Below are 23399 nucleotides of genomic sequence, written 5' to 3'. Positions count from 1 at the left end.
CGCCGGCCTCGTGTCGAATCCGGCACTGCCATGATAATGTTTTGGCGAATCACATACCTTGCCGGAAAGGATGCCATGCAAGCGCTCCGGGTCGCCCTTTTTCTCAACCTTCTCTTGCTTTGCAGCCAAGCCTCGGCAGAGCCGCTATACGGGATCGCAATGCATGGAGATCCCGCCCTCCCCGCAGATTACAAGGCCTTTCCCTACGTCAATCCCAACGTCAAGAAGGGCGGGAATATAACCTATGGCGTGGTCGGAACGTTCGACAACCTCAATCCCTTCATCCTGAAAAGCATGCGCACGACGGCGCGCGGCATGTGGGATCCTGAATATGGCAATCTCGTCTATGAGACGCTGATGCAGCGCTCGCGGGACGAGCCTTTCACGATGTATGGGCTGCTCGCGCAGACCGTGGAGTGGGACGAAAACCGCACATTCATCCAGTTCAACCTCAATCCCGCCGCCACATGGGCGGACGGTCAGCCGGTAACGGCGGATGACGTCATTTTCAGTTTCGAATTGCTGCGCGACAAGGGCCGCGTTCCTTTTGCAAACCGCCTGAATTCGATCGCGAAGCTGGAAAAGGTTGGCGAGCGCAGCGTGCGGTTCACCTTCAACGACAAGGCGGACCGCGAGACGCCGATGATCCTCGCGAGTTCGACGCCCATCCTGCCGAAACACGCGATTGATCCGAGTACATTCGACCAGACATCGTTGTCGCCTCCGCTTGGCTCCGGCCCCTACAAGGTGAAATCAGTCAATCCGGGTGAGAGCATCGTCTTCGAGCGCGATCCGAACTACTGGGGCAAGAATATCCCCTCCAAGGTCGGCACCGACAATTATGATCTGATCACTGTCGACTATTTCCTGCAGGAAACGACGTTGTTCGAATCCTTCAAGAAGGGCGATATCGATATTTACTCGGACGGCAGTCCCGGGCATTGGGCGGATGCCTACAATTTTTCGGCGGTTGCGTCAGGTGCGGTCGTGAAGGACGTTTTCAGGCCTAAACTGCCAAGCGGAATGCTTGGCTTCGTATTTAATACGAGGCGGGCGATTTTTGCCAACGTCAAGGTGCGCGAAGGCCTGTCGCTCGCGTTCGATTTCGAGTGGGTCAACAAGAACCTGTCATCCAGCGCCTATGCCAGGACGGAAAGCTATTGGCAGAATTCCGATCTGTCCTCCTTCGGAGTGCCGGCCGACGCGCGCGAGCGCGAACTGCTGGGCCCGATCATTAAGCGTATAGATCCTGATGTCCTTGATGGAACCTACAGGCTGCCGGTAACGGACGGCTCCGGACGCGATCGGAATGTTCTGCGCAAGGCGGTCGATCTCCTGAAAGCAGGCGGCTATGCAATCAAGGACGGCAAGATGGTCGATGCGTCGGGCCGCCAGCTTTCGTTCGAGATCATGACGCAGAGCATCGACCAGGAACGTCTGGCGATCGCCTATCGACGGACGCTGGAACTGCTCGGGGTCGCTGTAGCGATCCGTACGGTCGACGATTCACAATACCAGCGCCGGACCATCAGCTTCGACTACGACATGATCATGAAGTCGTTCACCTCGTCACTTTCCCCCGGCATCGAGCAGGTCGGCCGCTGGGGTTCGATCGCGCGCGACCACGAGGGTAGCGAGAACTACGCTGGTATCGCAGATCCCGATGTCGACACGCTCATCGCCCAAATGCTGTCGGCAAAGACTGCTGAAGATTTTCGTGATGCCGTTCGCTCGTTCGATCGCATGCTCATTTCCGGCCACTATGTCGTGCCGCTCTACCATATAGACCAGCAATGGGTGGCGCGACGCAAGCGCATAGGCCACCCGGATGTTCTCCCGCTCTATGGCTATCAATTGCCCGCCTGGTGGGACGCTTCCGCGCAGTAAGGGCGATGGTTCCCTTTTGGTAACTGGTTGAAGCTTCTCACCGAAGCGCCTAGATGAATTTCCAAGACGCCTCAAAATGGAAGGATGAAGCCATGGAACACATAACGATCGACGTCGTGTCGGATGTCGTCTGCCCGTGGTGCTATCTCGGAAAGGCGCGGCTTGAGCTGGCGATCGCCGAAGTGCAAGACGAGGTCGGTGTCGATATCAACTGGCGGCCGTACCGTCTCAATCCCGACTATCCGCCAGAGGGCGTCGACCAGAAGGCGGCGCTTGCGGCAAAGCTCGGCGGCGAGGAGCGCGTTGCCAGCGCCCATAAAATGCTGACCGACCTCGGCCGCGAAGTCGGCATCGCCTTCAATTTCGATGCGATCAAGATCGGTCCGAATACGCTCGACGCCCATCGCCTGATTCACTGGGCAGTGACCGAGGATCGGGAAAAACAGAACCGGATCGTCGATGCCCTGTTCAAGGCCAATTTCGAGGAAGGCAAGAACGTCGGCGACCATTCAGTGTTGCTGGATATTGCTGAAAAGGCCGGGCTTGACCGGACCGTGATCGCAGCACTTCTGGCCTCGGACGCGGACGGCGATCTGATCGTCGCCGAGATCGAGGCGGCCCAGAAGATGGGCGTCACTGGCGTGCCGTTCTTCATCTTCGATCAGCAATACGCCGTCAGCGGCGCGCAAGCGCCTGATGTAATCGCAAGCGCGCTTCGCGACATCGCGAAGATCAAAGCAGAAGCGCGACTGGCTATGAACTGATCGCTCGCTGCGACGGCTATTTCGCGAGCTCAGCCAACTGGGTAATGATGACGGCGGCGCCGGAAAGCCTCTTTTCCGGCGTCGGCAGATCGCGTGTCAGGAAGACGCTGTGATCCGGCCTGATCTTTGCCATCGATCCCTGCTTGGCGATGAAGCCGACCAGCGCCGCTGGATTGGGGAATTCCCTGTTGCGGAACTGGACCACGACACCCTTTGGACCCGCGTCGAGCTTTTCGACGTTGCTGACGCGGCAGAGCGATTTGATGTAGACGATCTTCAACAGATGCTGGACCTCGATCGGCATCGGACCGAAGCGGTCGATCATCTCGGCACCGAAGCCATCGATGTCCTTGAGCTCCGTGATTTCGCCGAGACGGCGGTAGAGTGCCATGCGCAGGTGCAGATCCGGTACATAATCGTCGGGGATCATCACGGGCGTGCCCACCGAGATCTGCGGTGACCAGCCTGTGTCGCGGATCTCGTCGACGCCCTTGACCTCGGCAACAGCCTCCTCGAGCATCTGCTGGTAAAGCTCGAAGCCGACTTCCTTGATATGGCCCGATTGCTCGTCGCCGAGAAGATTGCCGGCGCCGCGAATGTCGAGGTCGTGGCTTGCAAGCTGGAAGCCTGCGCCGAGCGTGTCGAGCGACTGCAGCACTTTCAGCCGCCGCTCAGCGGTCGTGGTCAGAACCTTGTTGACCGGCAGCGTGAACAGCGCGAAAGCACGGACCTTCGAGCGCCCGACACGACCGCGAAGCTGATAGAGCTGGGCGAGACCGAACATATCCGCCCGGTGGACGATCAGCGTATTGGCTGTCGGCACGTCCAGGCCCGATTCAACGATGGTGGTCGACAGCAGGACATCGTAACGACCTTCATAGAAGGCATTCATGATGTCCTCGAGCTCACCGGCCGGCATCTGGCCATGAGCGATCGCGACCTTGAGTTCGGGCACGTCGGACTGCAGGAAAGCCTGGATGTCGGCAATGTCGGCCAGCCGCGGGCAGACATAGAAGCTCTGGCCGCCGCGATAGTGCTCGCGCATCAGCGTTTCACGGATCACCAGCGAATCGAACGGCGAGATGAAGGTGCGAACCGCCATGCGGTCGACCGGCGGCGTGGTGATCAGCGACAGTTCGCGGACGCCGGTCATGGCCAACTGCAATGTCCTCGGAATAGGCGTTGCCGACAGGGTCAGCACGTGGACGTCGCTCTTTAGTTCCTTCAGCCGTTCCTTGTGCTTGACGCCGAAGTGCTGCTCCTCGTCGATCACCAGTAGTCCGAGATTGGCGAACTTGATGCCAGCCCCTAGCAGCGCATGCGTCCCGACTACGATGTCGGTCTTGCCTTCCGCCACTTCCTTCTTAGTCAGTGCCAGTTCCTTCGATCCGACGAGCCGCGAGGCCTGCTGTATCCTTATCGGCAGGCCGCGGAACCGCTCAGAAAATGTCTTGAAATGCTGCCTCGCAAGCAGCGTCGTCGGCACCACGATCGCTACTTGTGCACCGTTCATCGCCGCAACGAAGGCTGCGCGCAGCGCCACTTCCGTCTTGCCGAAGCCGACGTCGCCGCAGACGAGCCGATCCATCGGCCGGCCGGCAGCCAGATCGTCGCGTACAGCATCGATCGCGTTCATCTGGTCTTCGGTCTCGTCATAGGGGAATCGAGCGGCGAACTCGTCATAGATGCCGTCCGGGGCAATCAGGGCCGGCGCCTGGCGCGTCAGGCGTTCGGCGGCAACGCGAATCAGGCCATCGGCCATATCCAGCAGCCGCTTCTTGAGCTTGGCCTTGCGCATCTGCCAGGCGCCGCCGCCGAGCCTGTCGAGCTGCACTTCGGTATTTTCCCCGCCGAAACGGGACAGAAGATCGATGTTTTCGACCGGTAGGAAGAGCTTGGCGTCGTCGGCATATTGCAGCTCGAGGCAGGCATGCGGGGCGCCAGCGGCCTCGATTGTCCTAAGGCCTACGAAACGGCCGATACCGTGTTCGGCATGGACGACGATGGAGCCTTCGTCGAGGCCGGCGACCTCGGAGATGAAGTCCGCTGCCCGCTTGCGGCGCTTCGAACGGCGCACCATCCGGTCGCCGAGGATGTCCTGCTCGCCGATAACGGCAAGGTTGCCGGTCTCGAAGCCGGCTTCGAGGCTGAGAACCGCTGCGGCCGCCTCGCCCTTCGCCAGAGCATCAAGATCCTTCAGGGCTTCGATGGTCTTGATGCGCGCGAGCCCGTGTTCGGCAAGCACCTGTAGCAGCCGGTCGAGCGAACCTTCCGTCCAGGCCGTAATGAGCACCTTGCCACCGGCGGCGCGGCGGTCGGCGATGTGCTTGACAACGGCGTCGAAGACGTTGACGCGCTCGGCTTCGGCGTTTTCCGAGGCCGAGCGCGCCCAGCGCTGGCCCTGGCGCGCCTCCACGTTGACAACCCGCCTCGCCTCGCCCTCGATCTCGTTGAACGGCGACATGCGGATCGCGTTGAACGCGTCGAGCGTCTGGGCAAAGACTTTTCCGCTCAGATAGAGCTGACCTGGTGCAACCGGCTTATAGGGCGTGCCCTGCGCCATCGCCCCTTTCCGCGGCTCGCCGGAATGCTGCCGGGCCTCGTAATAGTCGCTGACGAGTTTCGAGCGCTCCTCGGCCGCTTCGCGCACCGTGTGGTCGGTGACAAAACGGAAGCCATTGAGATAATCGAAGACGGTTTCGAGCTTTTCGTAGAAAAGCGGTAGCCAGTGTTCCATCCCCGGGTAGCGCCGCCCTTCCGATACCGCGAGATAGAGCGCGTCATCACGCGTTGCGGCACCGAAGGACGAAAGATAGTTCTTTCGAAAACGGCTGATCGTGTCCGGCGTCAGCGTGACTTCGCTCATCGGATTGAGATCGAGCGAGCGGACCTGACCCGTCGTTCGCTGGCTCGCCGGATCGAAGCTGCGGATCGATTCAAGGGTATCGCCGAAAAAATCGAGGCGGACGGGCTCTTCCGATCCGGGAACGAAGACGTCGAGGATGCCACCCCGGACAGCGTATTCGCCGACCTCGCGCACCGTGGCGACTCGATCGAAGCCGTTGCGTTCCAATCGGCCGGCGATGTCGTCCATCCGCACCTGGTTGCCGGGTTTGGCGGAGAAGGCAAGGCTCTCGATGACGTCCTGCGGCGCGACTTTCTGGAGCATCGCATTGACAGTCACGAGGACGATCGCCGCATGCGGCCTCTTGCGATGGGCGATCAATCCGCCGAGTGCCGCAAGACGGCGCGCAGAGGTATCGGAACTCGGCGAGACACGGTCGTATGGCAGGCAGTCCCAGGCGGGCAGTGTCAGCACCGGGATTTCAGGCGCGATGAAGCCGAGCATCTGTTCGATATCGGCCATCCGCTGGCCATCGGACAGGACATAGGCCACTGGCTCGCCGTTTCGCGCCAGTTCGGCTATCAGGAAGGGATCGAGCCCGGCGGGCACATTGCCGATCGTCAACGGCTCGGATGCCGCTGCGAGCTTCTTCACGTCAAGACCTGGAATCATCCTGCGTTTCCAAATGTCTTGGCAGTCATTTCATCAAAATCTGGCTTGTAGGAGGCGATGCGTGAAAACAGAGGGGTCATCAAGTGCTCTGGGACTGGCAAGGTACCCAAGATCCACCGCTGAAGGTCGTTGTCTTCTTGGTCCATAATGAGCTCGAACTCGTCGAGTTCGGCATCTGTCAGCGTCGGAAGTTGAGCATCCGCGAATTGACCGAATACGAGGTCCATTTCGCGAAGCCCGCGATGCCAGCAACGGAACAGAATTCGCCTGCGGCGCGGATCTAGATCGGCACTGCTCAGTGTCACTCCGGTCATCGGATAAACCTTCCTGTTGATGCGTCTCTATAGAGCATCGGTCGGAAAGGTGGGAACCGGTTTTTCTGAAAAAAGTGGCGTGCATGGATTTTTCCAGGGGGTGGCTTGCATATCGACCGATCGACGGTGCCATTCGGCCTTGCCAAGTCGGGCCTGGCCGTCGCATTTTATCGCCATCATGCGCCCCGCCATCCTCGATCCGCTTTTTGCATCCGTTTCATCCCTGCCGGGCGTCGGGCCGAAGGTCGCCGACTTGCTCGTGAAACTGCTCGATCGCGAGACGATCGACGATTGCCGGGTCGTCGACCTCCTGTTCCACACGCCCTGCTCCCTGATCGACCGGCGCAAACAGCCCGGGATCGCGCGGGCACCCGCTGGCGTGATCGTCACCATCACCGGTCGGGTCGATCGACATCAGGCGCCGCCTCCGCGCAGCAACGCACCCTACCGCGTTTTCCTTCATGACGAGACCGGCGAACTTGCGTTGGTATTTTTCCGCGGCAAGGCGCAGTGGCTGGAGAAGCAGCTCCCGCTCGACGAGACGGTGACCGTCAGCGGCAAGGTCGACTGGTTCAACGGCCGGCCCTCGATGGTGCATCCCGACTATATCGTCCGAGAGAGCGACGGCGAGACGCTACCGCTTGTCGAGCCCGTCTATCCCCTGACCGCGGGGCTAACGCAGCGGGTGGTACGCAAGGCGATCCTTGCCGCCCTTGCCCGCATGCCGGAGTTGCCTGAATGGATCGACCCCGTGCTCGTGCCGAAACAGGGCTTTGCGACGATCGCAGACAGTTTTCGCGCACTGCACGATCCATGCGACGTCACCGATATCGACCCGCAGGCGCCGGCCCGTCGAAGGCTTGCCTATGACGAATTCCTTGCCGGCCAGCTCTCTCTTTCTCTCGTGCGCCAACGGTTGCGTAAGGTGGCCGGAAAGCCCGTCCATCCTACAGGAGAAATCAGCCACAAGATCAGGCAATCGCTGCCATTTTCCCTGACGAACAGCCAGACGGAAGCCATCGCCGATATCCTGAAGGACATGGCCGGCACTGAGCGCATGCTGCGACTGCTGCAAGGTGACGTCGGCTCCGGCAAGACGCTGGTGGCGCTGATGTCGATTGCAGCGGTGATCGAAGGCAGCGGCCAGGCGGTGCTGATGGCACCCACCGAAATCCTGGCACGGCAGCACCATGCGACGATCTCGAAATTCGCGGCCGCTGCCGGCCTGTCCATCGAGGTACTGACCGGCCGCACGAAGGGGCGCGAGCGCGACGCGGTACTCGAGCGTATCGCCTCTGGCGAAGCGCAGATCGTCATTGGCACGCACGCGCTTTTCCAGGACAGCGTTTCCTATGCCAATCTCATGCTTGCCGTCGTCGACGAGCAGCATCGCTTCGGCGTCCACCAACGTCTGCGCCTGACGGCCAAGGGCATCTCTCCTCATATGCTCGTTATGACGGCGACGCCTATCCCGCGAACCCTGGTGCTGGCTGCTTTCGGCGACATGGATGTGTCGAAGCTCACTGAGAAGCCAGCGGGGCGCAAGCCGATCCAGACCATCACGATTCCGAGCGAGCGAACGAGCGATGTCGTCGCCCGGCTTCGAAGCGCCCTTGCCGATGGCAAGAAGGCATATTGGATATGCCCTCTGGTCGAGGAGTCCGATGAATCCGATCTGATGTCGGCCGAAGGGCGCTACGAGAGCTTGGGCAAGGCGCTCGGACAAGGCATCGGGCTGATCCACGGACGGATGAGCGGACCGGAGAAAGATGCCGCGATGTTGGCGTTCAAGAACGGCGAGTTACGGCTGCTGGTGGCGACGACCGTGGTCGAGGTTGGTGTCGATGTGCCGGATGCAACGATCATGGTGATCGAACATGCCGAGCGCTTCGGGCTGGCGCAACTGCACCAGCTTCGCGGCCGGGTCGGGCGCGGCGACGAGGCTTCGACCTGCATTCTCCTCTACAAGGGCCCGCTTGGCGAAACCGGGCATGCGCGTCTGTCGATCATGCGCGACACCGAGGACGGCTTTCGCATAGCTGAGGAGGACCTGAAGCTGCGTGGCGAAGGCGAACTGCTCGGCACGCGCCAATCTGGAACGCCGGGTTTTCGCATCGCAAGCCTGGAGGCGCATGCGGACCTTCTGGAAATCGCCCGCAAGGATGCGGCCAATCTGATGGAGCGAGACCCTGATTTGACGGGCGAACGTGGCATGGCGGTTCGCACCCTGCTCTATCTATTCCGGCGTGATGAGGCGATCCGCTTTCTTCGCGCCGGGTAGTGCCGCCCTTTTCAGCGTTGGTGCCGCCAGGGCTCCGGCAATCAGCTTTTCCTTGTACTCCGGCGCCACCAGACCGCCCGAAATCAAAAGCTTGGCACCGTCCTCCGGGCTCATGTCGAGGAGAACAATCTTTTCGCGCGGGACGAAGACGAGGAAGCCGGCGGTCGGGACCGGTGTCGGCGGCAGGAAGACGCTGACCATATCCTTGCCCATCGCGTTGAACTTCGACGCAATCTCACCCTTGGCATCGGTGGCGACGAAGACGAGCGACCAGAGGCCGGAGCTCGGATATTCGATCAATCCGACCTGCTTGAAAGAGGTGCTCTGCTCGTTGAGCACCGTTTCGAAAATCTGCTTCAGGCTCTTGTAGATCGTGCGGACCAGCGGCACGCGACGCACCACGGACTCTCCGAATCGAACGATGCTCTGGCCAATGAGGTTCTTGCCGAGAAAGCCGATGATTGTGATGAAGATCATCGCTATGATCAGCCCCGTCCCGGGAACCGCAAAGTTCAGGTAGCTTTCCGGATCGTATCGCGCCGGAATATAGGGCTCGACCCAGCTGTCCGCCCAATGAACCACTGACCATGTGAGCCACAGCGTGATGGCGATCGGCGCGCAGATGATCAGGCCGGTCAGGAAGTTGTTTCTGATCCGCGCCGCTACTGACAGTCGTAGAGAAAGTCTCTTGGGAATTTCGGTCATTCGCCGTTCGTGAACTCCGTTCAACCTGCCGCCGCTTCCGGCAAATCCCCCATAGCCAGACCCTTGGAAATTGCCAGAAATCACTGCACCGCACAACCCGCCACAGCGTGTGGCGATGGTTGGCGGCGCTCAATTTTCGATGATGGTGGCAGCCCCCGAACGAGAGCTGATCCAATCACTCCACCGTGACCGATTTTGCCAGGTTGCGCGGCTGATCGACGTCGGTGCCCATGAAGACGGCGGTGTGATAGGCAAGCAGCTGGATGGGCAGCGAAAAGATCATCGGCGCGATGATTTCGTCGACATTCGGCAACACGATCGTTGCCATTGTCGGCAAGGTCGAGGCGGCCGCTCCCGCCTCGTCGGTGATGAAGATGATGTGGCCGCCGCGCGCTGCGACCTCCTGCATATTCGAGATGGTCTTGTCGAAAAAGCGGTCATAGGGTGCGATGACGATGACAGGCATATTCTCGTCGATGAGCGCGATCGGGCCGTGCTTCAGCTCGCCGGCGGCGTAGCCTTCCGCGTGGATGTAGGAAATCTCCTTTAGCTTCAGCGCGCCTTCCATGGCCAGCGGATAGCTTGTCCCACGACCGAGATAGAGTACATCGCTGAATTTCGAGATTTCACGAGCCAGGCCTTCGACCTGCGGCTGGATAAGGTTCAGCACCCTGCTCATGATACGCGGCATTTCGGCCAGATGGCGAACCAGCTCGTTTTCCTCTTCGGCGCTGACGAAGCCGCGAGCGCGGCCGGCACCGACCGCAAGCGACGCGAGCACGGCCAATTGGCAGGTAAAGGCTTTCGTCGAGGCGACGCCGATCTCAGGGCCTGCCATGATCGGGAAGATCGCATCGGATTCGCGTGCGATGGTCGACTCCCTGACATTGACGACAGCGCCGATCTTCAGTCCATTTTCGCGGCAGTAGCGCAGCGAGGCAAGCGTGTCGGCAGTCTCGCCCGATTGCGAGATGAACAGCGCTGCCTGGCTCGGCGACAGCGGCATCTCGCGGTAGCGGAACTCGGATGCGACATCGATCTCAACCGGCAGACGGGCGTAGCGCTCGAACCAGTATTTGCCGATGAGGCCCGCCAGATATGCGGTGCCGCATGCAGACATTGCCAGTGACGAGATCGACGAAAAGTCGATTGCCGAGGCATTGGGGTTGACCCGGTTGCTGGCGAAATCAACGTAGTGGCTGAGCGCATGGGAGATCACCTCCGGCTGCTCGTAGATTTCCTTCTCCATGAAGTGGCGATGGTTGCCCTTGTCGACAACGAACACTGTCGCCTGGGAGATTTGGCTTGCCCGATGCACCGGCTTGCCGGAGAAATCGATGATCGACGCGCCGTCTCGCGTCACGATCGCGCAGTCGCCGTCGATCAGATAGGTGATCTCGTTGGTGAAGGGAGACAGCGCGATGGCGTCGGAGCCGAGAAACATCTCGCCACGCCCATGGCCGATAGCGAGCGGCGGCCCCGAACGCGCTGCCATCAGGGTATTCGGGTCGTCCTGAAACATCACCACCAGTGCATAGGCACCGGTGACGCGATTGAGCATTTTCAGCATGGCGGCCCGCGCGTCCATGCCAGAGCGAATATGCTTGGCCAGCAGCTGCGCTACGACTTCGGTATCGGTCTGCGTCGTAAAGACGGCACCTTCCGCCTTCAGTTCTTCGCGGAGCTCCGAGAAATTCTCGATAATGCCGTTATGGACGACGGCGACACCGTCGACGAAGTGCGGATGGGCGTTGGTTTCGTTGGGAATGCCGTGGGTCGCCCAGCGCGTATGAGCGATGCCGGTCAAACCGGAAAGCGGCTCGCCGTCCAGCCGCCTTTCAAGATTGAAGAGCTTGCCCTCGGCGCGCCGGCGCTCGAGGACGCCCTCATGAATAGTCGCAACGCCGGCGGAATCATAACCTCGATATTCGAGCCGCTTCAACGCATCGACGAGACGCGATGCCACCGGGTTCACTCCGACAATCCCCACGATACCACACATACAACACTCTCCATCCGGCCCCGACGTTCGGGCAAGTCCTAATGATTCTATCAGTTTTCACAATTGCGACGATGGTCACTTTCGGTTTCTGATCGTTACGCGATCATAGCCTTTAGGCTTAGGTCAGCCCTTTTTTGGCCGCCTTCAACGCCAAGGAGCGCTCCCGAATGACCTTCGCCCCGTCAGGCTTCACTTCCTGGCGCGCCCGACCGAAAGCCAGTGCGCCTGCCGGCACATCATCGGTGATGACGCTGCCGGAGGCGATATAGGCACCATCGCCGACAGTGACCGGTGCTACAAGCGACGAATTCGAGCCGATGAATGCTCCTTTGCCGATATGGGTCTCGTGCTTGTTGACGCCGTCGTAATTGCAGGTAATCGAACCCGCGCCGATGTTGGCGTCCGCTCCAATCGTAGCATCGCCGATATAGGTCAGATGGCTGACCTTGGCGCCCTCACCGATCCTGGCGTTCTTGACTTCGCAGAAATTGCCGATCTTCGAGCCCTGCGCCAGATCGGCGCCGGGCCTTAGACGCGCGAATGGGCCGACGGTGGCACCTGCGCTCACATGGGCGCCTTCGATATGGGAAAATGCATGAATCACGGCGCCGCTTTCGATGACGGCACCTGGGCCGAAGACAACGTTCGGCTCGATCAGCGTGTCCGGGCCGATAACCGTATCGTAGCCAAGGAAGACAGTCTCCGGAGCGATCATGCTGACGCCCGACACCATCAACTCATGCCGGCGACGCTGCTGCCAGAGACGCTCGATAACGGCGAGCTCGGCGCGGTTGTTGCAGCCGGTCAACTCCTCTTCCGGCGCATCCACAGCGACGGCACGTCCGCCGAGCGAGCGGGCGATCTCGACGAGATCCGTCAAATAGTATTCGCCCTTGGCATTGTCGTTGCCGATATGGCCTAGAAGCTCCAGAGCCTTGCGCCCGTTGATCGCCATCAGACCGCTATTGCACCAGGTGACTGCCCGCTCCGCGTCGGTGGCGTCCTTCTCCTCGCGAATGGCGATGAGTTCACCGTCTTTGACAAGCAGCCGGCCGTAGCCCGTCGGCCGGTCGGTGTGAAAACCGATGACGACGACATCGGCACCGTCGGCAAGGCCCTTACGGGCGGCGCGCAGGGGGCCGTCAGTGATGAGCGGTACGTCGCCGTAGGCGACGAGGATGTCGTCATAGCCAACCGCGATCGCGTCCCGCGCCGCAAGCACGGCGTGGCCGGTGCCGAGGCGCTCTTTCTGCAGGAAGGATTCCACCTTGATGCCGGCGATGCTTGCGGCTGCCGCGACTTCTTCCGCATTGCGCCCGACGACCAGGGCTGCCGTCGAGATATCCGTCCTCGAGATGGCTTCGACGACATGCGCGATCATCGGGCGGCCGGCGATCGGATGCAGCACTTTCGACATCGACGATTTCATGCGTGTGCTATCCCCGGCAGCGAGGATGATGGCAAGGCAGGTACGGGTCATGTCGAAGCTCCGAAGAATCCGGTCATTTGCAGCCAAGCTGTCTGTTCTGCCGTCTCATAGCAGCTAGTCGCAGCCGGAACCAAGATGAAAATCGGGCGGATCACTTACGCGAGGCGGTGGCGGGGGTTCCCAGAATACGATCCCTGCCCTCAAGGATGACGGCTTCCATCGCCAGGCGAGCTGCCGGCCCGTCACCTGAAATAATGGCCTCGACGATACGCATATGCGTGAGCGAGAGGTCGCCGAACCCTGAGGGCGGCGCGCTCATGCGGAACATGCCGACAAGGGCGGCCTCGATCAGGCTTCCCAGGGTGCGCATGAAGGGATTGTGCGACGCTTCGGCGACGGCAAGGTGAAACCTGAGATCGGCCACCGCAAGGCTATCCGTGGTATGATCTGACGAGGCCATATCTACAGCCAGCAAACGTAGCGCCTCGATCTCGTCGGCGCTGGCGCGCTCGGCCACAAGGCTGGCTGCAAAGGGTTCGAACGCCAGACGGATATCGTAGAGATGGAGCAGGAACTCCCGGTCGACGCCGCTTTCGAAGTGCCAGGTCAGCACTTCGCTGTCGAACATGTTCCAGCGGTTTTTCTCCGTCACCTTGGTGCCGACACGAGCCCTTGGAACGACGAGGCCCTTGGCCGCCAGCGTCTTCATGCTTTCGCGAAGCACGGTCCTCGATACTTTGAAACGCTGAAGCAATTCTGCATCGCCCGGAAGAATGCTGCCGATCGGGAAACTACCCGAAACAATGCCCTTGCCGAGATCGTCTACAACCTGCGCATGACTGGTCCTGGTCTTGCCACCGGCCCTTTGTGTCTCAAGCAATCTGTTGCGCAAGCGTTTGATCCTCCCTCAGGCATATTTTCGGTCGGCGCGGGAGAAAAACAGCAGGCCCTTCTGCATCAGGATGAACGCGAAAAGCAGAAGTCCAATCAAAATCTTCGTCCACCAGCTGGAGAGCGAGCCGTCGAAAGTGATGTAAGTCTGTATCAGGCCCTGGATGAGAATACCGATGAGAGTTCCCCCTACGAACCCTGCACCGCCGGTCAACAATGTACCGCCGATAACCACCGCTGCGATGGCATCAAGCTCGACGCCGACCGCCGCCAGTGAATATCCGGCCGAGGTATAAAGCGAAAAAACGATTCCGGATAGGCCAGCCAGGAAACCGGAGAGCGCATATATCTGGATGGTCGTGCGCGCTACCGGCACGCCCATCAGTTCCGCCGTCTGGACGCCGCCGCCAAGCGCATAGACGTTGGCTCCAAAGCGCGTGCGCTGGGCAAGAACGATCCCGACCGCAAAGACCAGCAGCATCACGCAGCCGATCAGCGTAAGGCGGCCTCCGCCGGGCATCTTGTAGTAAAGCCCGGTCAGCTGCCCATAGAAGGCGTGGTCGATCGGAATGCTGTCGATCGACATGACGAACGCCATGCCGCGCGCCAGAAACATGCCGGCCAACGTCACGATGAAGGGCGGCATTTTCAGATAGTGAATGATTGCCCCCATCGCGGCACCGAAGCCGGTTGTGATGATCAGGACGAGGACGAAGGCCGCAAGCGGATGGATCGAGGTCTTCTGCAGAATTACCGCCAGGAAGACGCCGGTAAATGCAATCACCGAGCCGATCGACAGGTCAATGCCGCCCGAGATGATGACGAAAGTCATTCCGACAGCGGCTATGCCGAGGAAAGCGTTATCGGTTAGAAGGTTGCCCGCGACCCGGGTCGACAGGATGCTCGGATATTGAAGGGCGCAGCCCGCATAGGCGGCGATGAAGATGAGGATGGTCGCAATGAGCGGCAGGTATTTCGAATTCACTTGGCGCGCTCCTCTTGAATGCTCGGCCGAGCTTCAGCTTTGCGGCTGAGAAACACCGCGGCGGACTGCAACGCCGGCGACTGGATGACGAGAATGATGATGACGATCACCGCCTTGATCACCAGATTGAATTCCGGTGGAAAGCCCGAGAGCAGAATACCCGTATTGACGGACTGAATGATCATCGCCCCGATCAGCGAGCCGAGGATGCTGAAGCGACCACCAAGCAGGGAGTTGCCGCCGACCACCACGGCAAGAATAGCATCCAGCTCGAGCCAGAGCCCCGCATTGTTGGCATCCGCTCCCTTGATGTCGGCCGCAACGATAATGCCGGCGATCGAGGCACACAGGCCGCTTAGAACGTAAACCGCAATCAGAAGCACCGGAGTCTGTATTCCCGCAAGCGTGCTGGCGCGGCGATTAATGCCGATCGCCTCGACAAGCATGCCGAGCGCCGTACGTCGCACGAGCAGCATGATCGCGAGCCCAGCGAGGATCCAGATGACGACCGGCATCGGCAGCCAGGCAAGCGACCCGCTGCCGAAGAAAGTCAGGCCGTCATTGTTGAAAGTCAGGATCACGCCCTCGGTGATCAGCTGGGCTATGCCTCGACCAGCCACCATCAGAACGAGCGTCGCGATAATTGGCTGGATATCGAGAATTGCGACGAGGATACCGTTCCAGAGGCCGCATGACAGACCGGTGCCGAGCGCAAGTACAAGCGTGTAGGCCACCGAATTGCCCGAGACGATCGAGGATGCCGCAACCGCGCCGCAGATCGCGATGACCGCGCCAACCGAGAGATCGATGCCCTTGGTGGCTATCACCAGCGTCATGCCGATGGCGAGCAGCGCGACCGGGGCGCCGCGATTGAGCACATCGATTAGGCTTCCGTACAGACGCCCGTTCTGAATTTCCAGATGAAAAAACTGCGGGAACATAATGAAATTCAACAGAAGAATCGCGGCAAGCGCGATCAGCTGAGGTGTGAGGCGCAAAAGCAATGCTTTCAAGGAGGAGTTCATGCGCGCTCCCCTTGGCCATGAGCAGCAATCGCATCAACAATGTGGGCTGCGGAGACATGCTCGCCAGCGAGTTCGGCAATATGCTCCCGGTCCCGCAACACGATGACACGCGAACTATAGGCCACCAGCTCTTCCAACTCTGAGGAAATAACCACCAGCGACATGCCCTGAAGGCACAAATTCTCGATGAGATGGATAATTTCTGCGTGAGCGCCGACGTCGATGCCTCGCGTCGGTTCGTCGAGGATGAGGAAGCTTGGATTGGTCGCCAGCCAACGTGCGAGGATGACCTTCTGCTGGTTGCCGCCCGACAGAAGCCGGATCGGTTTCTCGCGGTCGGTCGTGCGGATATCGAGCGCCTGGATATAGTGATCGGCGAGCGAATTCTGTTCGCTGCGGGAGAGACGCCGCGCCCATCCGCGACGGGCCTGGAGCGCCATGATGATGTTCTCGCGGATTGAAAGATCGCCGATGATGCCGTCCGTCTTCCTGTCTTCCGGACAAAAGCCGAAACCGTTCTTGATGGCGGCGCGAGGACCCGGCAACGCAATTGCCTTGTCGTCGATCGTCGCCTCGCCGCTATCGGCACGCTCGACGCCAAACATGACTTCGGCCGTTTCCGTGCGCCCCGAGCCGAGCAGGCCAGCGATCCCGACCACTTCGCCGATACGAACCTCGAGGTCGAACGGCTTGATCTTTCCGCGTTTCCCGAAATTGGAGAAGCGGTATTTGACAGCTCCCCTCGTGATCGTTGCCTGTTTCGCAGCTGCCTCCGCATGGGCGAGTTCGCGGCCAAGCATCATTCCGATCAATGTCTGGCGATCCAGCCCGGCCGTCTCTCGCGTACCGACCAGTCGGCCGTTGCGCAGAACTGTTATGCGATCACTGATCTCGTATACCTGTTCCAGGAAGTGCGTAATGAAAACAATCCCTAGCCCACGATCCTTCAGGTTACGGATGATACCGAAAAGCATCGCTACTTCCTGGGTGTCGAGGCTGGCTGTCGGCTCGTCGAGGATCAGAACTTTTCCAGAGAGATCGACCGCACGCGCGATTGCAATGACCTGCTGTATAGCAACGGAATATCGGTCGAGCTGGGCGGTCACATCGATGTCGATGCCGTAGGGCGCAAGCAGATCGCGCGCCTGACGGTTCATGGCTCGATTGCTGACCAGGCCCAGCCGTCGAGGCTGACGACCGAGATAGAGATTTTCCGCGACGCTTAGATTGGGGAGGAGATTGACCTCCTGGTAAACGGTGCCAATGCCAAGTCTCTGCGCCGCCAGCGTATCGTGCGGATCGATTTCCGCGCCATGGAGGGTGAGACTCCCGGCGTCACGATGGTATGCGCCGGTCATGCATTTGATCAGCGTCGATTTGCCGGCGCCGTTTTCGCCGAGAAGCGCGTGCACCTCGCCTTGGCGCAGCGTGAAGTCGACCCGGTCCAGCGCGACCGAACCGGGGAAATATTTGCAGAAACCCGTCGCTGCGAGGATGTTCGCGAAATCGTGAGCCATGAAACGATAGTTTTCCTGATATTTACCTAGGCATGCCGAAGCGCTGGACATGACGTCCGATTTGCCGCGTCGGCCGTTCCGCACCGGTCCATGATGAACCGGTGCGGTTCGAGGTTCAATATCAGTAGCCGAGGCCCTTCTTGGCTTCATAGACCTTCTGCGGATCGTCAGCCTGTGTATAGAGCTTGGATTCGGTCTGGATCCACTTCGGCGGCATCTTCTTGTCCTTGAGGTAGGCATCCAGGACATCAAAGGCGGGGCCTGCCATGTTCGGCGTCAACTCGACGGTGGCGTTGGCTTCGCCCGCAGCCATTGCCTTGAACAGGTCCGGAACAGAATCGATCGAGACGGTCAGGATATCCTTGCCGGGCTTCAGGCCCGCTTCCTTGATCGCCTGGATGGCGCCAACGGCCATGTCGTCGTTATGTGCGTAGAGCGCGCAGATGTCCTTGCCGCCATTCTCGGCCTTCAGGAAGCTCTCCATGACTTCCTTGCCCTTGGTCCGGGTAAAGTCGCCCGTCTGGCTGCGAATGATCTTCAGATTGTCGTGACCCTTGATCGCATCTTCGAAGCCCTGCTTGCGGGCGATGGCCGGCGAAGAGCCCGTGGTGCCCTGGAGCTCCACGATATTGCATTTCTTCGTGCCTACGGTCTTCACCAGCCAATCGCCGGCGACTTTGCCCTCATGCACCTGGTCGGAGGTCACTGCAGTCAGATAGAGGTCGTCGGGAGCCTTGATCGTACGGTCCAGAAGGATGACCGGGATATTGGCTTCCTTGGCTTCCTTCAGGACATCATCCCAGCCAGTTTCGACGACCGGGGCAACCAGGATCGCATTGACACCCTGGGCGATGAAGGAGCGGATCGCCTTGATCTGATTTTCCTGCTTCTGCTGCGCGTCGGCGAACTTCAGATCGATGCCGCGCTTTTCAGCCTGTTGCTTCGTCAGCGTTGTCTCAGCCGCACGCCAGCCGGACTCGGAGCCGATCTGCGAGAAGCCTACGACCAGCTGGGCAGCCGATGCCGAAGTGAACATGCAGGCGGCCAGAATAGTTGCACTCAAGAGTGCTGTCTTCAATTTCATGATTTCCTCCCAATGGGCCGCCTCCAAGCGGCCATATTTAAAAAATCATATAGTAATACTTTTGTAAACAAGAAACCTGTGATGCACCGCACCAAAAAAGGGCGCCCCACCGGGACGCCCTCGTCAATCAAGCAAACAGGAAGCGACCACTCACTTCGGGAGCTTGTCGTCAACGCCTTCAACGTAGAAGTTCATGCCGAGGATCACTCCGTCGTCGGCCTTCTCGCCGGCTTTCAACCAGGGCGTTCCGTCCTGCTTGTTGACCGGGCCGGTGAAGGGGGCGAGTTCGCCTGACTTGATCTTGGCTTCGGTGTCTTGAGCCAGCTTTTTCACGTCATCCGGCATGTTGGTGTAGGGCGCCATCGTCAAAATGCCATCCTTGATGCCGTCGAAGCTCTGTGCCGGCTTCCATGTGCCATCGAGAAGCGCATGGACGCGCTTGATGTAGTAAGCACCCCAGGTGTCTTCGATCGAGGTGAGCTGGGCGGTCGGGCCGGCCTTGATCATGTCGGAAGACTGGCCGAATGCCTTGATGCCACGCTGCTGGGCGACCTGCATCGGCGCCGTCGTGTCGGTGTGCTGGGCCAGCATGTCGACGCCCTGGTCGATCAGGGCCTTGGCCGCATCGGCTTCCTTGCCGGGGTCGAACCAGGTGTTGACCCAGATGACCTTCATCTTGAAGTTCGGGTTAACTGACTTGGCACCGAGCTCGAAAGCATTGATGCCCATCACAACTTCAGGGATCGGGAAGGTTGCGATATAGCCGGCGGTGCCGGTCTTCGACATCTTGCCTGCGATCACGCCGCTGATGTAGCGGCCTTCATAGAAGCGCGAATTGTAGGTTCCCAGATTGTCACCGGTCTTGAAGCCCGTTGCGTGCTCGAACTTGACCTTTGGAAACTTCTTGGCCACGGCGACCGTCGCGTCCATGTAGCCGAACGACGTCGTGAAGACCAGCGAGCAGCCGGAGCGTGCCATGCGCTCAATCGCGCGCTCGGCGTCCGGGCCCTCCGCGACATTTTCAAGGAATGGTGTTTCGATCTTGTCACCAAATTCCTTCTGAAGCTGCTCGCGGCCCTTTTCGTGAGCCTCCGTCCAGCCACCATCGGTGCGGGAACCAACGTAGATGAAGCAGACCTTGGTCTTCGAGGCAGCTTCCGCAGCGGAGCCGAAACCGACGATCAAGGCAGCCGTGGCAGCGAGTGAAATGGCTAGTTTTTTCATGGAGATTCCCTTTAGTTGAGGTTTTCGATAGCCCGTTTTTGGTGTTCTGTCATCGGTCCGGCACGAATGATTTGCCGAGCGATGCCGGCGTATTGATCAATGTCATACGCCTATTATGAGAGATGATGATAAGCACGATAATGGTCGCCGCATAGGGAAGCATCGACAGGAACTGTGATGGAATGCCGACGCCAAAGGCCTGGGCATGCAATTGCAGGATTGTCACCGCGCCGAAGAGGTAACCGCCGGCAAGAATTCTCCATGGCCGCCAGGAGGAGAAGACCACCAAAGCCAGAGCGATCCAGCCGCGACCGCCGGACATGCTCTCGGTCCATTGCGGCGTATAGATCAGCGAAAGCTGCGCCCCGGCCAGGCCAGCGCAGGCACCGCCAAACATGACAGCGAGATAGCGCGTGCGGATGACACCGACGCCGAGTGCATGGGCGGAATCATGATTGTCACCGATTGCGCGTATCTTCAGGCCCGCCCGACTGCGGAACAGGAACCAATTGACCGCTATCACCAGGACGATCGATAGGTAGAAGACGATGTCCTGCTTAAACAGCGCGGTCCCGACATAGGGTATTTGCGACAGCATGGGGATTTCGATCGGCAACAGCCGTATGCCGGGAACGCCGACATAGGCCTCGCCGATCATGCCCGACGCTCCAAGCCCGATGATCGTCAGGGCCAGGCCCGTCGCCACCTGGTTGGCAACAAGCGTTAGCGTCAGAAATGCGAAAAGCAACGAGAAGACGGCGCCGCCGGCAATGCCAGCCGCCAGGCCGACATAGGCCGAGCCGCTGACCTGGGCCGCGACAAAGGCGCCGACCGAGCCGATGATCATCATTCCCTCGACGCCCAGATTGAGCACGCCGGCGCGCTCGGTGACCAATTCACCGAGCGCGGCGATGACCAGAGGCGTCGATGCGGTGATGATCGTCAGAATGACGGCTTCGAAAAAGCTCATGATGCCGCCTCGACGTGGGTTCGCGAACGCGCCCAGACAATACGGATCTTGTAGTAGATCAGCGTGTCGCAGGAGAGCACGAAAAAGAGAAGCAGTCCTTGGAAAACGCGCGTGACCTTGTCGGAAATGCCGATAGACAGCTGCGCCGCCTCTCCACCGATATAGGTGAGCGCCAGTACGAGCCCCGACGCGATGATGCCGAGAGGGTTCAGCCGGCCGAGGAAGGCGACGATAATCGCCGTAAAGCCATAACTCGGCGAAATATCGGGCTGCAGATGGCCGATGGAACCGGATACTTCGGAGATGCCGCCAAGACCGGCAAGTGCACCCGAAAGCAGGAAGCCGAACCAGACCATCTTCTTGGCCGAAAAGCCGGCAAACCGCCCTGCCCGGTCCGATTGCCCCAGCACGACGACCTCGAAGCCCTTCAGCGTATAGCGCATCATGAACCACATTAGTACCGCGACGATGATCGCGAAGACGAAGCCCCAATGCGCGGTAATGACATCGTCCCATATCGCCGGCAGAACCTGATCCGGTGAAAAGTCGCGCGTGCCATAGAAACCGTGGCCATCCGGATTTCGCCACGGCCCACGCGTCAGCCAATCGAGGAAGAGCTGGGCGATATAGGTCAGCATCAGGCTCGTCAGGATTTCGTTGGTATTGAAATGGGTCTTTAAGAGCGCCGGGATACTGGCGTAAAGCGCTCCGCCGAGGGCTCCAAGGACGAGCATTAGCGGCAGAACGAGGGGCGACTGCCAGTCGTAGAAATAAACGGGGATCGCCGAACCAAGGATGGCGCCGATGCTATACTGACCTTCCGCCCCGATATTCCAGTTGTTTGAGCGATAGCAAACGGCCAGGCCCACGCCAATCAGGATCAGCGGCGCCGCCTTCTTTGCCAGTTCGTTCAGCGACCACGGATCGAGAAGCGGTTCTACCAGCAACGCGTCAAGCGATCCCAACGGGTCCTTGCCGAGCAACAGGAACATGATGGCGCCCGCAATCAACGTCAGCAACAGTGCCAAAAGCGGTGACAGCAAACCATACAATTGAGAAAGCTGAGGACGCTTTTCGAGTTCAATGCGCATGAGCAGGCTCCGGCTCCGTTCTTGCGCCATGCGTGCCGCCCATGAGCAAGCCGATCTTTTCGCGCGTCATTGCATCAGCCGGATAGGATGCAGACAGTCGCCCTTCCGAGATGACGGCGATGTCGGTCGCAACCTCGAAGATTTCGTCGAGATCCTGGCTGATGACGAGCACCGCCGAGCCGCTGCGAGCAAGGTCAACCAGCGCCTGGCGGATGCGGCTTGCAGCGCCGGCATCTACGCCCCAGGTCGGCTGATTGACCACCAGCACAGCCGGCTGCCGGTCGAGCTCGCGACCGACAATGAATTTCTGCAAATTTCCGCCGGACAGCGATCCTGCCGACGGGTCCTCGCCGCTCTTTCTCACATCCATCGCCTCGCAAATCCGCTTTGTCGCCTGCCGGATGGCACCGCGGCGAATGACGTGTAGAAAGCCGCCACCGAGAAACGCCCTGCTATCCGACTGGCTGCGGGCTAGCATCAGGTTTTCCGACAGCTTCAGGCTGGTGACGGCAGCGTGGCCATGGCGCTCTTCCGGCACGAAGCCGGCGCCAAGCAGCCGGCGCGCATCAATGCCATCTGTGCCGACCGCCTTTCCTCGGATGGAAATCAGATCATCGGCAGTAAGCGGATATTCGCCCGATATTGCGTCGAACAGCTCGCCCTGCCCATTGCCGGCAACACCGGCGATCGCCAGTATCTCGCCGGCACGGACGCGAAGCGACACGTCCTTGAGCGGCATGGCGAAGGGTGTCCGCGCTGCAACCGAAAGGCCGGCGACTTCCAGCTGGACATCGCCCTTAGCGCCGAGCCCCTCATGGACGACGCTTGCAACATCGCTGCCAACCATCATCCGCGCCAGCGAACCCGTCGTTTCCTTGCTTGGATCGCAGGCGCCGGTGACGCGCCCGTGCCGGAGTACGGTGGCGCGGTCGCAGATGCGCTGCACTTCTTCCAGGCGATGACTGATATAGAGGACCGAACGGCCCTCGGCTCGCAGCTTGAACAAGGTCTCGAAAAGCCGGTCTGCTTCCTGCGGCGTCAACACTGAGGTCGGTTCATCGAGAATGATAAGCTTCGGGTTTTGCAGCAGCGCCCGAACAATCTCGATGCGCTGGCGCTCGCCGACAGACAAGTCCGCGACATGGGCATTCGGGTCGAGCGGAAGGCCATAGGCGTGCGACAGTGCCGCCGCTTCCTCCGAGATCTTACCGATCGAAACGCTATCGTCCAGTGAAAGCGCAATGTTCTCCGCAACGGTCAGGGCCTCAAACAGCGAGAAATGCTGGAACACCATGCCGATGCCTAGCTTGCGGGCTCCACTGGGCGAACCGACAGCGACCCTATGACCCTGCCAGACGATCTCGCCGCCAGTCGGCTCCAGAACGCCGAACAGCATCTTCACCAGTGTCGACTTGCCTGCGCCGTTTTCACCGAGCAGCGCATGAATTTCGCCAGGTCTTATCTCAAGATCGATTTCGTTGCAGGCAGCAAAGCTACCAAAGAGCTTCGTCAGCCTGCGGACCGACAATAACGCACCGGCTGCCGGTACATCGGATGACGACACGTTCCCCTCATTTCTCCCTGCTGCCCTGTCTCTTTGATATCTTTAAGGAATCAGCAGTCTCGTTCCACTCTTTTGTTGTTTTCCCAACCCGAATAGTACGGATTGATAATTGTGGATATTGATACCGACTTTGCTGCTTTGCACAACAG

General features: G+C 59.9%; 17 protein-coding genes. 3 read left to right on the top strand and 14 right to left on the bottom strand.

All coding sequences use genetic code 11. The features are described from left to right. Positions 1-75 precede the first annotated feature (75 nt). Both AB4Z52_RS11600 and AB4Z52_RS11595 read left to right on the top strand, forming a co-directional pair. A complete protein-coding gene (locus AB4Z52_RS11600; RefSeq protein ID WP_442218058.1) occupies positions 76-1887 on the top strand; it encodes an extracellular solute-binding protein in 1812 nt (603 codons plus the stop codon). 92 nt (positions 1888-1979) lie between these two features. After that, positions 1980-2651: a DsbA family oxidoreductase gene (locus AB4Z52_RS11595; RefSeq protein ID WP_442218057.1), complete on the top strand. Its 672-nt coding sequence runs from the start codon at positions 1980-1982 to the stop codon at positions 2649-2651. 16 nt (positions 2652-2667) lie between these two features. On the opposite strand, the gene mfd is transcribed toward AB4Z52_RS11595, so the two are convergent. Together mfd and AB4Z52_RS11585 are read right to left on the bottom strand one after the other, a co-directional pair. Beyond that, on the bottom strand, positions 2668-6168 hold the full coding sequence (gene mfd / locus AB4Z52_RS11590) for a transcription-repair coupling factor (RefSeq protein ID WP_442218056.1): 3501 nt from the start codon (positions 6166-6168) through the stop codon (positions 2668-2670). Further along, positions 6165-6482 (bottom strand): FAD assembly factor SdhE, encoded by a 318-nt coding sequence (locus AB4Z52_RS11585; protein WP_442218055.1) that lies wholly within the window; start codon positions 6480-6482, stop codon positions 6165-6167. Before AB4Z52_RS11585 ends, mfd begins: the two co-directional genes overlap by 4 nt. 178 nt (positions 6483-6660) lie before the next feature. On the opposite strand from AB4Z52_RS11585, the gene recG reads away from it, so the two are divergent. Next, positions 6661-8763 carry an ATP-dependent DNA helicase RecG gene (recG, locus tag AB4Z52_RS11580; RefSeq protein WP_442218090.1) on the top strand — a complete coding sequence of 701 codons (2103 nt, stop codon included), beginning with the start codon at positions 6661-6663 and terminating at the stop codon, positions 8761-8763. Here recG and AB4Z52_RS11575 read toward each other — a convergent pair. From AB4Z52_RS11575 to AB4Z52_RS11520, 12 genes are all read right to left on the bottom strand, one after another. Next, positions 8719-9468, bottom strand: coding sequence for a DUF502 domain-containing protein (locus AB4Z52_RS11575; RefSeq protein WP_442218054.1), 750 nt, complete (start codon positions 9466-9468; stop codon positions 8719-8721). The two genes, recG and AB4Z52_RS11575, sit on opposite strands and share 45 nt — an antisense overlap. Positions 9469-9643: 175 nt before the next feature. Beyond that, the gene (gene glmS, locus AB4Z52_RS11570; RefSeq protein WP_442218053.1) at positions 9644-11470 is read right to left on the bottom strand and encodes a glutamine--fructose-6-phosphate transaminase (isomerizing); all 1827 of its coding nucleotides are present in this window, start codon (positions 11468-11470) and stop codon (positions 9644-9646) included. A 118-nt stretch (positions 11471-11588) separates the two neighbouring features. Further along, entirely contained in the window at positions 11589-12950 is a 1362-nt protein-coding gene (gene glmU / locus AB4Z52_RS11565) for a bifunctional UDP-N-acetylglucosamine diphosphorylase/glucosamine-1-phosphate N-acetyltransferase GlmU (RefSeq protein ID WP_442218052.1), read from the bottom strand. Positions 12951-13050: 100 nt separating this feature from the next. Beyond that, positions 13051-13791 carry a FadR/GntR family transcriptional regulator gene (locus AB4Z52_RS11560; protein ID WP_442218051.1) on the bottom strand — a complete coding sequence of 247 codons (741 nt, stop codon included), beginning with the start codon at positions 13789-13791 and terminating at the stop codon, positions 13051-13053. A gap of 15 nt (positions 13792-13806) precedes the next feature. Beyond that, positions 13807-14775, bottom strand: a complete 969-nt coding sequence (gene yjfF, locus AB4Z52_RS11555) for a galactofuranose ABC transporter, permease protein YjfF (protein ID WP_442218050.1) — start codon at positions 14773-14775, stop codon at positions 13807-13809. Beyond that, the gene (locus AB4Z52_RS11550) at positions 14772-15800 is read right to left on the bottom strand and encodes an ABC transporter permease (RefSeq protein ID WP_442218049.1); all 1029 of its coding nucleotides are present in this window, start codon (positions 15798-15800) and stop codon (positions 14772-14774) included. Before AB4Z52_RS11550 ends, yjfF begins: the two co-directional genes overlap by 4 nt. Further along, positions 15797-17317 carry a galactofuranose ABC transporter, ATP-binding protein YtfR gene (gene ytfR / locus AB4Z52_RS11545; RefSeq protein ID WP_442218048.1) on the bottom strand — a complete coding sequence of 507 codons (1521 nt, stop codon included), beginning with the start codon at positions 17315-17317 and terminating at the stop codon, positions 15797-15799. The genes AB4Z52_RS11550 and ytfR overlap by 4 nt, the downstream gene beginning before the upstream one ends. Before the next feature lie 121 nt (positions 17318-17438). Next, positions 17439-18401 carry a galactofuranose ABC transporter, galactofuranose-binding protein YtfQ gene (ytfQ, locus tag AB4Z52_RS11540; protein ID WP_442218047.1) on the bottom strand — a complete coding sequence of 321 codons (963 nt, stop codon included), beginning with the start codon at positions 18399-18401 and terminating at the stop codon, positions 17439-17441. Positions 18402-18551: 150 nt separating this feature from the next. Then, positions 18552-19625 carry a BMP family ABC transporter substrate-binding protein gene (locus AB4Z52_RS11535; RefSeq protein ID WP_442218046.1) on the bottom strand — a complete coding sequence of 358 codons (1074 nt, stop codon included), beginning with the start codon at positions 19623-19625 and terminating at the stop codon, positions 18552-18554. 49 nt (positions 19626-19674) lie between these two features. Beyond that, positions 19675-20595 carry an ABC transporter permease gene (locus AB4Z52_RS11530; RefSeq protein WP_442218045.1) on the bottom strand — a complete coding sequence of 307 codons (921 nt, stop codon included), beginning with the start codon at positions 20593-20595 and terminating at the stop codon, positions 19675-19677. Then, positions 20592-21686 carry an ABC transporter permease gene (locus AB4Z52_RS11525; RefSeq protein ID WP_442218044.1) on the bottom strand — a complete coding sequence of 365 codons (1095 nt, stop codon included), beginning with the start codon at positions 21684-21686 and terminating at the stop codon, positions 20592-20594. Before AB4Z52_RS11525 ends, AB4Z52_RS11530 begins: the two co-directional genes overlap by 4 nt. Continuing rightward, a complete protein-coding gene (locus AB4Z52_RS11520; protein ID WP_442218043.1) occupies positions 21676-23250 on the bottom strand; it encodes an ABC transporter ATP-binding protein in 1575 nt (524 codons plus the stop codon). Before AB4Z52_RS11520 ends, AB4Z52_RS11525 begins: the two co-directional genes overlap by 11 nt. Positions 23251-23399: the final 149 nt, after the last annotated feature.

Source organism: Rhizobium sp. 2YAF20, from assembly GCF_052114685.1.
Classification (GTDB): domain Bacteria; phylum Pseudomonadota; class Alphaproteobacteria; order Rhizobiales; family Rhizobiaceae; genus Rhizobium.
Note: the sequence above shows the minus strand (reverse complement) of the source record. Positions and strands in the feature narration are given on the sequence as shown.